This window comes from Collimonas fungivorans (genome assembly GCF_028292705.1).
Taxonomy (GTDB): Bacteria; Pseudomonadota; Gammaproteobacteria; order Burkholderiales; family Burkholderiaceae_D; genus Collimonas; species Collimonas fungivorans_B.
Map to the genome: position 1 here is coordinate 1 of NZ_JAQGLV010000278.1, position 9,800 is coordinate 9,800.

General features: G+C 59.9%; 11 protein-coding genes. 7 read left to right on the plus strand and 4 right to left on the minus strand.

The window, feature by feature from the left end; genetic code table 11:
* The 3 genes from JWQ61_RS15580 to JWQ61_RS15590 form a co-directional block, all read right to left on the minus strand.
* A partial coding sequence (locus JWQ61_RS15580; protein WP_304361333.1) for a nuclear transport factor 2 family protein occupies positions 1 to 264 on the minus strand: 264 nt, incomplete at its 3' end.
* 83 nt (positions 265 to 347) lie between these two features.
* Positions 348 to 551, minus strand: a complete 204-nt coding sequence (locus JWQ61_RS15585) for a zinc-finger domain-containing protein (RefSeq protein WP_120234401.1) — start codon at positions 549 to 551, stop codon at positions 348 to 350.
* 56 nt (positions 552 to 607) lie between these two features.
* Complete coding sequence (locus tag JWQ61_RS15590) at positions 608 to 1,534, minus strand: branched-chain amino acid transaminase (protein ID WP_304361334.1); 927 nt, start codon at positions 1,532 to 1,534, stop codon at positions 608 to 610.
* 269 nt (positions 1,535 to 1,803) lie between these two features.
* Between JWQ61_RS15590 and JWQ61_RS15595 the strand changes: the two genes are divergently transcribed.
* The 7 genes from JWQ61_RS15595 (at position 1,804) to JWQ61_RS15625 (ending at position 9,444) form a co-directional block, all read left to right on the plus strand.
* Entirely contained in the window at positions 1,804 to 2,994 is a 1,191-nt protein-coding gene (locus tag JWQ61_RS15595) for a phosphoglycerate kinase (protein ID WP_304361335.1), read from the plus strand.
* 78 nt (positions 2,995 to 3,072) lie between these two features.
* Positions 3,073 to 4,506: a pyruvate kinase gene (gene pyk, locus JWQ61_RS15600; RefSeq protein WP_120234404.1), complete on the plus strand. Its 1,434-nt coding sequence runs from the start codon at positions 3,073 to 3,075 to the stop codon at positions 4,504 to 4,506.
* A 106-nt stretch (positions 4,507 to 4,612) separates the two neighbouring features.
* Positions 4,613 to 5,677, plus strand: a complete 1,065-nt coding sequence (gene fba / locus JWQ61_RS15605) for a class II fructose-bisphosphate aldolase (RefSeq protein ID WP_092400756.1) — start codon at positions 4,613 to 4,615, stop codon at positions 5,675 to 5,677.
* A 109-nt stretch (positions 5,678 to 5,786) separates the two neighbouring features.
* On the plus strand, positions 5,787 to 6,683 hold the full coding sequence (locus tag JWQ61_RS15610; RefSeq protein WP_304361336.1) for a phosphoribosylaminoimidazolesuccinocarboxamide synthase: 897 nt from the start codon (positions 5,787 to 5,789) through the stop codon (positions 6,681 to 6,683).
* Positions 6,683 to 7,198, plus strand: coding sequence for a 5-(carboxyamino)imidazole ribonucleotide mutase (gene purE / locus JWQ61_RS15615; RefSeq protein WP_304361337.1), 516 nt, complete (start codon positions 6,683 to 6,685; stop codon positions 7,196 to 7,198). Before JWQ61_RS15610 ends, purE begins: the two co-directional genes overlap by 1 nt.
* A 5-nt stretch (positions 7,199 to 7,203) precedes the next feature.
* Positions 7,204 to 8,409, plus strand: coding sequence for a 5-(carboxyamino)imidazole ribonucleotide synthase (locus JWQ61_RS15620; RefSeq protein WP_304361340.1), 1,206 nt, complete (start codon positions 7,204 to 7,206; stop codon positions 8,407 to 8,409).
* On the plus strand, positions 8,410 to 9,444 hold the full coding sequence (locus tag JWQ61_RS15625; protein WP_304361338.1) for an L-threonylcarbamoyladenylate synthase: 1,035 nt from the start codon (positions 8,410 to 8,412) through the stop codon (positions 9,442 to 9,444).
* A 171-nt stretch (positions 9,445 to 9,615) separates the two neighbouring features.
* On the opposite strand, the gene JWQ61_RS15630 is transcribed toward JWQ61_RS15625, so the two are convergent.
* The coding region (locus JWQ61_RS15630) for a hypothetical protein (protein WP_304361339.1) at positions 9,616 to 9,800 on the minus strand (185 nt) is incomplete at its 5' end.

Below are 9,800 nucleotides of genomic sequence, written 5' to 3' on the forward strand. Positions count from 1 at the left end.
GTTATGGATGCTGGTCGACATATTATGCGTCACGTGCAGCTGGCGCGCACGGATATGCACGCCGCCGCGCTCGAACAGGCTCTCGAAAGCGGCCCGGATCGCGGCATGGCCATGCAGCCGCGTCGCGTTCGGATGGATACAGACGATTTCGTCGTCGTCCGCCCATAGCGCCATCATGGCCTCGATATCGGCGCGGCTCATGGCGTCGTAAAAAGCGGTTTCGGTTTCTTCGGCCGAGCCGTGCATGAATTTGACGTGCGGCATATCGCCTCCGTGCTCAAACTGTTGAACGAATTGTCACCATACCTTGCTGCCATCAAAAAAGGGAGCCACGCTCCCTTTTGTCATCAGTGGCCCTTGACTACCGCGCCCGGTTTCAGCCGGTACTGCGTGCCGCAGTAGGGACATTTGGCGTTGCCGCTGCTTTTGTCGAATTCCAGAAACACGCGCGGATGCGAAGACCATAACGGCATTGCCGGATTAGGGCAATGCGCCGGCAGGTCCTTGCCGTCGAGTTCAACCGGGGTTTGCGTATTTGCTACTGTAGTCATCTGTTTCTCCAAATTTGCTTCTGCTTTACTTGCAACCAAGTGATGTTGGCGCTGGCTTATTTTCCGACTAGAGTAAGCCAGTGCCGATATTTGTCCGACTTGCCCGCCACCACATCGAAAAACATGGTTTGCATCTTTTCGGTGATCGGGCCGCGCTTGCCTTCGCCGATGGTGCGGTTGTCGAGTTCGCGGATAGGCGTGATTTCCGCCGCGGTGCCGGTAAAGAAGGCTTCGTCGCTGCAATACACTTCATCGCGGGTGATGCGTTTCTCGATCACTTCGATGCCGCTGTCGCGCGCCATGGTCAGCACCGCATCGCGCGTGATGCCGTCCAGGCAGGACGCCAGGTCGGGCGTATAGATCTTGCCGTTCTTGACGATGAACACGTTCTCGCCGGAGCCTTCCGATACATAACCGTCGGTATCCAGCAGCAGCGCTTCGTCGTAGCCGTCGGTCAGCGCTTCCTGGTTGGCCAGGATGGAATTGATGTAATAGCCGCTGGCCTTGGCGCGCACCAGCGACACATTGACGTGGTGGCGGCTGAACGAGGAAGTCTTGACGCGTATCCCTTTGGCCAGCCCGTCTTCGCCCAGATAGGCGCCCCACGGCCAGGCCGCGATGGCGACATGTACTGTGTTGCCCTTGGCCGCGATGCCGAGCTTTTCCGAACCGATCCAGATCAGTGGCCGCATGTAGCAGGATTCCAGCTGGTTTTCGCGCACCACCTGGATTTGCGCATCGATCAGGGTTTGCAGGTCGTAAGGCACTTGCATCTGGAAGATCTTGGCCGAATTCAGCAGGCGCTGGGTGTGCTCTTTCAGGCGGAAAATCGCCGGACCCTGCTCTGTCTTGTAGGCGCGCACGCCTTCGAAGACTGCCATGCCGTAGTGCAGCGAATGCGTCAGGACGTGGATATTGGCGTCGCGCCAGTCGATCAGTTTGCCGTCTTTCCAGATCTTGCCGTCGCGGTCGTCCATGGACATGTTTAAATCTCCGGTAAATAGAATTGCCTGATTTGCAATGAGATTGCGGCGCTGAATAACCTGTCAGCGGACCTGTCATCGCTCATTGCCATTCTTTGGCGGATTCTTGGGTATAAAGTGACATTTTAACGGATTCGCCGCAGCCTACTCTGTAGAATATTGGTCTCGGCGCTGGTGTTTTGAGACCCGTCATGCGCGGAAAACGGTGTTTTGACAGAGCCTGCTGGAGTAAAATAGCGACTTTTCCTCCCTGATATTGCCTGATCGACATGAAATTCAATCGACTTAGCGACCTGATCGCGCAACACCAGCTGCAAGGCAAGCGCGTGTTTATCCGTGCTGACCTCAATGTGCCGCAAGACGCGGCGGGCAATATTACTGAAGATACGCGCGTGCGCGCTTCGGTGCCGGCGATCCGCCAGGCGCTGGATGCAGGCGCCGCGGTGATGGTGACGTCGCACCTGGGACGTCCGACCGAAGGCGAATTCAAGCCGGAAGATTCGCTGGCGCCTATCGCCAAGCGCCTGGCGGAACTGCTGGGCCAGCCGGTTGAGTTGCGACAAAACTGGGTAGACGGCGTGGAAGTGGCGCCGGGCCAGGTGCTGCTGCTGGAAAATTGCCGCGTCAACAAGGGCGAGAAAAAGAATAGCGACGAGCTGGCGCAAAAGATCGCCAAGCTCTGCGATATCTATGTCAACGACGCGTTCGGCACCGCCCATCGGGCCGAGGCCACCACGCACGGCGTCGCCAAGTTTGCGCCGATAGCCTGCGCCGGCCCTTTGCTGGCCGCCGAACTGGACGCCCTGGGCAAGGCCCTGAACCAGCCGGCGCGGCCGCTGGTAGCCATCGTCGCCGGTTCCAAGGTGTCGAGCAAGCTGACCATATTGAAAGCGCTGGCCGACAAGGTCGACAACCTGATCGTCGGCGGCGGCATCGCCAATACCTTTTTGCTGGCAAGTGGCCTGAAGATCGGCAAGTCGCTGGCGGAACCGGACCTGGTCGAGGAAGCCAAAGCCATTATCGACATGATGGCCAAGCGCGGCGCCTCGGTGCCGATTCCGGTCGACGTGGTGTGCGCCAAGGAGTTTTCGCCGACGGCGGCAGCGCAGGTCAAGGATGTCGCCGATGTGGCTGACGACGACCTGATCCTGGACATCGGTCCGAAAACCGCAGCAATCCTGGCGGCGCAAATCGCCCAGGCCGGCACCGTGGTCTGGAACGGCCCGGTCGGCGTGTTCGAATTCGACCAGTTCGGCGAAGGCACCAAGACCCTGGCGCTGGCGATCGCCAACTCCAAGGCTTTCTCGATTGCCGGCGGCGGCGATACGCTGGCCGCGATCGCCAAGTACAAGATTACCGACAAGATCGGCTACATCTCCACCGGCGGCGGCGCTTTCCTGGAATTCCTGGAAGGCAAGACCTTGCCGGCGGTCGAGATCCTGTTGCAGCGCGCCAGCTAAGTTTCACCCGGGAATCGGACAGCTGGTTGCACAACCAACTGTCCAGCGGTTTGTTCATGTTGTACTGAAAGGTTGTCCATGCAAAGAGCTACCAAGATCGTCGCCACTATCGGACCTGCATCGAGCGATGCTGACACACTGAAGCGGATGTTCGTCGCCGGGGTCGATGTGGTGCGCCTGAATTTTTCGCATGGCAAGGCGCAGGACCATATCGACCGCGCCAAGCTGGTGCGGGAAATAGCGGCAGCCTGCGGCAAGCAGGTCGCCATCATGGCCGACTTGCAGGGGCCGAAGATCCGGGTCGGCAAGTTCGAACAGGGCAAGATCGAATTGAAGAATGGCGAAAAATTCATTCTCGACGCCGATTGCGCCATGGGCAACCAGGAACGCGTCGGTCTCGATTACAAGGCTTTGCCGCGTGACCTGAAACCGGCTGACGTATTGTTGCTCAACGATGGTTTGATCGTGTTGGTGGTTGAAAGAATCCTCGGCAATGAGATCCACACCATCGTCAAGATCGGCGGCGAACTGTCCAATAACAAGGGCATCAACCGCCAGGGCGGCGGTTTGACGGCGCCGGCGCTGACCGCCAAGGACATGGAAGACATCAAGACCGCCATGAGTTTCCAGGCCGACTATGTGGCCGTGTCGTTCCCGAAGAACGCCACCGACATGGAAATGGCGCGCCAGCTGGCCAATGTGGCCGGCGAACCCTACGATCACAAGCCGATGATGATCGCCAAGATCGAACGCGCTGAAGCGATCCCGGTATTGCAGGAAATTCTCGATGCCTCCGACGGCATCATGGTGGCCCGCGGCGACCTGGCGGTGGAAGTCGGCAACGCTGCCGTGCCGGCGCTGCAGAAGCGCATGATCAAGATGGCGCGCATTTCCAACAAGCTGACCATCACCGCGACCCAGATGATGGAGTCGATGATCGTCAATGCGGTGCCGACCCGGGCCGAAGTGTCCGACGTCGCCAATGCCGTGCTGGATGGCACCGACGCCGTGATGACTTCCGCCGAAACCGCTTCCGGCAAATATCCGGTAGAGACGGTGGAAGCGATGTCGGCGATCTGCCTGGAAGCCGAAAAATCGGAAGACTGCAAGCTCGACGCCGATTTCCTGAATGTCCAGTTCACCCGCGTCGACCAGTCGATCGCCTACGGCGCCTTGTTTACCGCCCATCACCTACGGGTCAAGGCGATTGCGGCGCTGACCGAATCCGGTTCGACGCCGTTGTGGATGAGCCGGCACAATATCGATATCCCCATTTGCGCCATCACGCCGAGTATCGCCACCCAGCGCAAGGCCGCCTTGTACCGCAATGTGCAAACCTTCGAACTGGCCAAGTCGATCGACCGCGAAGAGGTGCTGAAGGCTGCACAGAATTTGCTGCTGGCTAATGGCGTAGTGCAACTTGGCGACCTGGTGGTTGTCACATGGGGTGAGCCGATGGGACAGATCGGCGGCACCAATGCGCTGAAGATCATGAAGATCGGCGAGTATTGAATTCGTTGGAGCAGAATCGGCACGCTGCACCGCAGTGCGTATGCGTTGTGCATAGCGCGCGGCCTGAACGCTGTTCCATTACAGTTTTTTATTATCGGAGTACATCATGCCTCTAGTATCCATGCGTCAATTGCTGGACCACGCAGCTGAAAACAGCTATGGCCTGCCTGCTTTCAACGTCAACAACCTGGAACAAGTCACTGCCATCATGCAGGCCGCCGATGAAGTCGGCGCGCCGGTCATCATGCAGGCTTCGGCAGGTGCCCGCAAATATGCCGGCGAAGCCTTCTTGCGCCACCTGATCGAAGCAGCGGTCGAAGCTTTCCCGCACATCCCTGTGGTGATGCACCAGGACCACGGCCAGTCGCCGGCGGTCTGCATGGCGGCGATCAAGTCCGGCTTCACTTCGGTGATGATGGACGGTTCGCTGATGGAAGACGGCAAATCGGTCGCCAGCTACGAATACAACGTCGAAGTATCGCGCAAGGTGGTCGAGTTTTCGCACGCGATCGGCGTCACCGTGGAAGCGGAACTGGGCGTGCTCGGTTCGCTGGAAACCATGATGGGCGACAAGGAAGACGGCCACGGCGCCGACGGCAAGATGACCCGCGAGCAGCTGCTGACCGACGTGTCGCAGGCAGCCGATTTCGTCAAGCAGACCCAGTGCGATGCGCTGGCGATTGCGATCGGCACTTCGCACGGCGCCTACAAGTTCTCGCGCAAGCCGACCGGCGACATCCTGGCGATCGAACGCATCAAGGAAATCCATACCCGCATTCCTAACACTCACCTGGTGATGCACGGCTCCTCCTCGGTGCCGCAGGAACTGCTGGCGGAAATCCGCGAATTCGGCGGCGACATGAAAGAGACCTACGGCGTGCCGGTGGAAGAAATCCAGGAAGGGATCCGCCACGGCGTGCGCAAGATCAATATCGATACCGACATCCGCCTGGCGATGACCGGCGCGATCCGCCGTTACCTGATCGAAAATCCAAGCAAGTTCGATCCGCGCGATTACCTCAAGCCGGCGCGCGAAGCCGCCAAGGCCGTGGTGAAAGCCCGTTTCCTGGCGTTCGGCTGCGAAGGCCAGGCCGCCAAGATCAAGCCGGTTTCGCTGGAAAAGATTGCAGAGAAATACAAGAAGGGCGAACTGGCGCAGATCGTCCAGTAACAGATAGATGTTGTAATCGCGTCCGGCATGGCCGGGCGCAATAACTTACCAGCTTGCAGGATGGTGCCTCCACCGTCCGGCGGCTGGTTTTCTGACTTATGGAATAACCATGACTAGCCTTTACCAATCCACCATTACTTCCCTGCCATTGCTGGGTCGCGGCAAGGTGCGCGAAAACTATGCAGTCGGCGAGGACAAGATCCTGATCGTGACCTCGGACCGCCTGTCGGCTTTCGACGTCATCATGAACCAGCCGATACCCGGCAAGGGCAAGGTCTTGAACCGCATGTCTGACTTCTGGTTCGACAAGCTGGAGGCGATTGTCCCCAACCATCTGACCGGGATTGCGCCGGAATCGGTGGTGGCGGGCGACGAGGTCGAGCAAGTGCGCGGCCGTGCGGTGGTGGCGAAACGCTTGCAGCCGATCATGGTCGAGGCGGTAGTGCGTGGTTATATCATCGGTTCGGGCTGGAAGGATTACCAGGCAACCGGCTCCATTTGCGGCATCAGCTTGCCGGCCGGTTTGCAGCAAGCAGCCAAGCTGGCTGAGCCGATTTTCACGCCGGCGGCCAAGGCTGAGATGGGCGAGCATGACGAGAACATCAGTTTTGCCGACATGGAAGCGCGCATCGGCAAGGAACTGGCGGAAAAGATCCGCAGCATCAGTATCGAACTGTACAAGACCGCAGCTGACTACGCGGCTACGCGCGGCATCATCATCGCCGACACCAAATTCGAATTCGGCCTCGACCAGGACGGCGTGCTGCACTTGATGGATGAAGTGCTGACCGCCGATTCGTCGCGCTTCTGGCCTGCATCCAGCTACCAGGTCGGCATTTCACCGCCGTCGTTCGACAAGCAGTTCGTGCGCGATTACCTGGAAACCGTCACCAGCTGGAACAAGACCGCGCCGGCGCCGACCTTGCCGCAGGAAGTCATCGAAAAAACCGGCGCCAAGTATCGCGAAGCGCTGTTCAGCCTGACCGGCGAAACACTGAAGGATTGATGATGACCAAGGATAGCCAGCCTGCCGGCAAGCCGATCATCGGCATCGTCATGGGATCTTCCTCGGACTGGGACGTGATGCAGCACGCCGTCGCCATCCTGACGGAGTTCGGCGTCGCGCATGAGGCGCAAGTGATCTCGGCGCACCGCATGCCGGACCAGATGTTTGCCTATGCCGAATCTGCACGCGAGCGCGGCTTGCGCGCCATCATCGCCGGCGCTGGCGGCGCTGCCCACCTGCCGGGCATGATTGCCGCCAAGACCATCGTGCCGGTGCTGGGCGTGCCGGTGCCGTCCAAGTATCTGCGCGGCGAGGATTCCTTGCTGTCCATCGTGCAGATGCCGAAGGGCATTCCGGTTGCGACTTACGCCATCGGCGAAGCCGGCGCCGCCAACGCTGCTTTGTCGGCGATCGCCATGCTGGCCACTACCGACGATGCGCTGGCCGCCAAACTGCTGGCGTTTCGCGCCAAACAGACGCAAATTGCCCTTGATATGAAATTGCCTCCGGTATGAGCAGTATGCAACATGATTCGATAGAACCAATTATCCCCGCCACCACGCCGGCCACCTGGCTAGGCGTGATGGGCGGCGGCCAGCTGGGCCGCATGTTTACCCACGAAGCGCAAGCCATGGGTTACAAGGTGGCGGTGCTGGAACCGGAGCAGGATTGCCCGACCGGTCACGTCGCCGATCGTCATTTCCTGGCCGACTACAGCGATGAAGTCGCCTTGACCGAGATGGCCAGCTTGTGCGCGGCGGTGACCACCGAGTTTGAGAACGTCGCCGCCGGCAGCCTGGCGATCCTGGCGCGCAGCAGTTTTGTCGCGCCTGCCGCGGCCTCTGTCTCGGTAGCCCAGGACCGCATGGTGGAAAAGCGCTTCTTTACCGAGTGCGCCAAGACCTCGACAGTGCTGCCGGCGCCGCATCACCTGATTGAATCGGCGGCGGATATCGAGACTATCCCGGCCGACTTGTTGCCCGGCATCCTGAAAACGGTGCGGCTCGGTTACGACGGCAAGGGACAGGCGCGGGTGCGCAGCCTGGACGAAGTGCGCCAGGCGTTTGCCGGCATGAACGGCGTCGCCTGCGTGCTGGAAAAGATGCTGCCGCTGGCCTATGAAGTTTCGGTGCTGGTGGTGCGCGGGGTCGACGGCAAGGCAGCGGTATATCCGATTGCCGAAAACGTGCATCGCGACGGCATCCTGTTTACCACCACGGTGCCGGGCCCGAACGTCTGCGGCGAAACCGCCGAGCGCGCCCAGCATGCTGCGCTGGCCATCATCGGGCAGTTGAATTATGTCGGCGTCCTGTGCATCGAGTTTTTTGTCCTGCAGGACGGTTCGCTGGTGGTCAACGAAATGGCGCCGCGTCCGCACAACAGCGGCCACTACACCATGGATGCCTGCGTCACCAGCCAGTTCGCGCAGCAGGTGCGGGCCATGGCGCGCATGCCTTTGGGCGACACCCGCCAGCATTCGCCGGCGGTGATGCTGAATATCCTGGGCGACGTCTGGTTCCAGAACGACAGCGGCGATAGCCAGCAAGCGCGTGAGCCGGCATGGGACAAGATCCTGGCCTTGCCGGCGGCGCATTTGCATTTGTACGGCAAGGCGCAGGCGCGCCGCGCGCGCAAGATGGGACATATCACGTTCATCGCCGCGACCATGGCGGAAGCACAGCAACAACTGGCGCAGGCTTGCGCTATCCTCGGCATCGCTCCATAAATGAAACCCCCGGTCATCGATCTGCAAGCAATCCGGCTGGCCGCGCGCAAGCTGGAAGCCGGCGCGCTGGTCGCGTTTCCTACCGAAACGGTGTATGGACTGGGCGCCGATGCCGAGAACGCGGCGGCGGTGGCCAGCATTTATGCCGCCAAAGGGCGTCCATCCAATCATCCGGTGATCGTCCATGTCGCGCCGGAAGCGGACATCGGTTACTGGGTTGAGTCGGTGCCGCCGCAGGCGCAAACGTTGATTGCTGCTTTCTGGCCGGGACCGCTGACGCTGATCTTGCCGCGCGCCGCGCATATTCCGGACCAGGTGTCGGGCGGTCAAAGCTCGGTCGGCTTGCGTTGTCCGTCGCATCCGGTGGCGCAGGCCTTGCTGCGTGAGTTCAGGGGCGGCAAGGGCGGCATCGCTGGTCCTTCGGCGAACAAGTTTGGCCATGTCAGCCCGACCACGGCGCAGCATGTGCGCGACGAATTCGATACCGAAGGCGACAGTCCGATCGCCTGCATCCTGGATGGCGGCCAGAGCGAAGTCGGCATCGAGTCGACCATCATCGATTTATCCCGCATCGCTTCGCATGGACCGGTGTTGCTGCGGCCCGGCCATATCAGCGCCGCACAAATCGGCGCGGTGCTGGGCGTCGCGGTGCAAGCCGCCGACGCCGCCGCTCCGCGCGCTTCAGGCACGCTGGAGTCGCACTATGCGCCACACACCCCGGTGCTGCTGGTGCCTTCGGCGCAACTGGCCGGCATCCTGCAGCAAATGCACCAAGCTGGACAGAGCCTGGCGCTGATCAGTTATTCCACGCCGGCTGCGGGCATGCCGCCCTTGGCCGCGCAATTTCCGATGGCCGCTGAGGCCCAGGCCTATGCCCACGATCTTTATGCGGCACTGCGCAATATGGACCATGCCGCGGCAGACCTGATCGTGGTGGAAACGCCACCGTCCGGCCCCGCCTGGCAGGGCGTCAACGACCGTTTACGCCGTGCCGCGCACGATTCATCTGCCGTCCTGGCGGGTTTCAAAAAATAATTTGAGGTAAAAAAGCTACAACTATAGTCAAATGATTCTAAAGCTGGCATAGTGTAAAAAAAAGAATAGCACGCGCGTTCTTTTCGAGGAAAAAAAGCATAGAGAAGATATCCGGAAGTCACGGATACGCCGATTCTGGTAAATGCAGTCGAATAAGAGAGCGTTGTCTGGTTAGGTCAGAGCTGAAAAACGCCAAAAAAAATGGGTTTGTACTGTATTCGCTGCAGGCAAAAATCCCGCTACTAAAAATGAAGTGTAACTTGGAGAAGACATATGAAAAAACAATTCAACGTATTGCCAAAACTGGCTGCGCTGTCCGTACTGGCAGCATGCGCGGCTCCCGCCATGGCGCAGCA